Below are 2,223 nucleotides of genomic sequence, written 5' to 3' on the forward strand. Positions count from 1 at the left end.
CTTGCAGCATCGCAAAGCCGCAGCCTAAAATGCCAACCCAGATGAGCCAGAGCCTCCCCTAAATCAGGCCGCAGTCTGTCTCAAAAACCCTGACGACGGACAGCATCGGTATTCGTAGGCTGCGCTTTCATCAATGTTCTGAAAACGCCCCCAACGGCTTACATCATAGACCACAACCGTCTCAAAATCGGCTCGCCCACTTTCGACATCGGCCAACAGCTTCTGAAGACCGGGGCGCCCTCCAAGGTTTAAACCGCTGCGACCGAGGTCCTCGTAAGTGGCGACAATCTCGTAAGCCATGATATCGGCATAGTCTCGAATGGCATCCGCTTGGTTGTCGATCGAGTAGGTCTGGTGTTCCGTCGACATGCGCACGTACTGCGCAGCGCGAACTCTAGGCACAGTCTGGTTCCCGCCATCTAACTTTGGCACTTTCCCCACACTCTCGACCGTTGCCCAGGCAATGTCTGCCTGGGGCATGCCCAACCTACTAGGCAGCTTCCTACGGTCCCATTAGGAATACCTCGACAGTTTGTGTCGAATGGCTCGATAGTCTGATCGAGCCTCGAAGCCGCTCCTTGGGGGAACCGGCCCGTGCGTCACTATATCGGACTGAGCCACAACCAAGCGGACAGCGACTTCGGCGTATCCTTTCCCGATTTTCCGGGCGTGGTCACCGCCGGCACCAGCCTGGACGACGCCCGCGCCATGGCCGAAGAGGCCCTGGCCTTCCATCTCGAAGGCCTTGTCGAGGATGGCGAAGCCATTCCCGAGTCATCATCCCTGGAAGATGTTATGTCGGACAAGGACAATCTCAACCGGGTCGCCATCCTGGTTGCCCTGAAAGCCGAGGCGAAGAAGGTCGTGCGCGTCAACGTCGCCATCCCGGAAGATGTCCTCAACCAGATCGATCAATATGCGGAACGGCATGGCTGCAGCCGATCTGGATTCCTGATCGCCGCCGCGCAAAAGGCGATGCGCAACGAGGCAGCGTAGCTGCTCCTCAAGCGGATTCAAACCGAGGCGCGATCGCCCGGTTCGTGCAAGGCGTTTCCGCTTTGGCAACCATTGTCTTCAAGGCCCGAGAAACCACGTCTCATTTCGTGAGCGGGCGTGCCGCCGTTTGGCCGCAATGCGCCAGCAACTGGCAACCATTCGCCCCGATCCGCGTTTGGGGCTCCAAAGGAGTTCCAAGATGATCATCAGACAAACCATTGCCGCCGTGCTCATGAGTGCCGCCCTGGCAGGCTGCGCGACCCAGACCGAACAGCAGCAGAGGGCAACCAACGGCGCGCTCATCGGCGGCGGTGTCGGCGCCCTCGCCGGCCAGGCACTGGGCGGCAACACCGAAAGCACGGTCGTGGGTGCCGCCGGCGGCGCCTTGCTCGGCGCCGTCATCGGCCAGTCGACCACGCCGCAGCGCCGCGGCGAACAGCTTTGCCGCTACCAGGACCGCCGCGGCCGGATCTACACGGCGCCTTGCGATGATCGCTATTACAACAACGACTATTGATCCAGCCTCCCTGGAAGTGCGGCTCTCTAACCTTTGCTGCCGCCCTTCCAGGGACCCGGGATCCGTTCGGCGTTTCACACTATGAGACCCCGCTCCGACACCCTCTGCCTCATGAGCTTGCGCTTGGTGCTTGCAAGTATCCATTTCGCGGAGGCGGCGTGAAGCGGTGGTTTTCGGCGCCAACAATGACATCGCATTGCGTCTGAAAGTGTCGACAGCGACCATCGGCTGCGGCCGAAGAGCCGGGGTGATGGTCACGCTGCCAAGCAGCATCAAGGCGCCAAGCGCGCCTTGGTCAAGCGAACGGCTTGCGCTGCATGCACAAAATGTGGGATAATTTGTTAGGTGGAGATTCTCGCTCACACCATCCAAAGGCCTCCTTCGGAGGCCTTTTTCATGTCATGTTGCTTGGCAACTGAGTGCCACAACGAATGGGTGGCAGTCCTCGCCTAAACTAGGCGAAGGAGCACTGCCGCCCCGGTCCTTCGACCGCTTTCACGTCGTAAGCTTGGAGAACAATCCCGATGCTCAAAAGCATTGCGGGCTGGCTCGCAGGAAATCGGCGGAGACCGCTGTCGTTGCCTTCTCGTGCAGCTCGACGAAAGCGAACTTCGAGGTCCGATCTATGGCCACGAACATATGCAGCTTGCCCTGCTCGGTTCGGACCTCGGCGACGTCGATATGGAAGTAGCCGATTGGATAGGCCTTGA

Annotated in this window: 2 protein-coding genes and 2 pseudogenes; 2 read left to right on the forward strand and 2 right to left on the reverse strand. The window is 59.8% G+C overall.

All coding sequences use genetic code 11. From position 1 onward, the window contains the following. Window positions 1-102 precede the first annotated feature (102 nt). A pseudogene (locus NKI64_RS32055) lies at window positions 103-402 on the reverse strand (recombinase family protein); the annotation flags it as partial. A gap of 192 nt (window positions 403-594) precedes the next feature. On the opposite strand from NKI64_RS32055, the gene NKI64_RS32060 reads away from it, so the two are divergent. Both NKI64_RS32060 and NKI64_RS32065 read left to right on the forward strand, forming a co-directional pair. Then, window positions 595-996 (forward strand): type II toxin-antitoxin system HicB family antitoxin, encoded by a 402-nt coding sequence (locus NKI64_RS32060; RefSeq protein WP_352672080.1) that lies wholly within the window; start codon window positions 595-597, stop codon window positions 994-996. Window positions 997-1,195: 199 nt separating this feature from the next. Continuing rightward, on the forward strand, window positions 1,196-1,513 hold the full coding sequence (locus tag NKI64_RS32065; RefSeq protein ID WP_023753841.1) for a YMGG-like glycine zipper-containing protein: 318 nt from the start codon (window positions 1,196-1,198) through the stop codon (window positions 1,511-1,513). A gap of 549 nt (window positions 1,514-2,062) precedes the next feature. On the opposite strand, the pseudogene NKI64_RS32070 reads toward NKI64_RS32065, so the two are convergent. Then, window positions 2,063-2,223, reverse strand: a pseudogene (locus NKI64_RS32070) (IS481 family transposase); the annotation flags it as partial.

Source organism: Mesorhizobium sp. M0478 (genome assembly GCF_040321305.1).
Lineage (GTDB): Bacteria > Pseudomonadota > Alphaproteobacteria > Rhizobiales > Rhizobiaceae > Mesorhizobium.

Excerpts from the sequence above, each read along its gene's own strand:
- NKI64_RS32065 (WP_023753841.1), top strand. The coding sequence starts at position 1,196 with ATGATCATCAGACAAACCATTGCCGCCGTGCTCATGAGTGCCGCCCTG.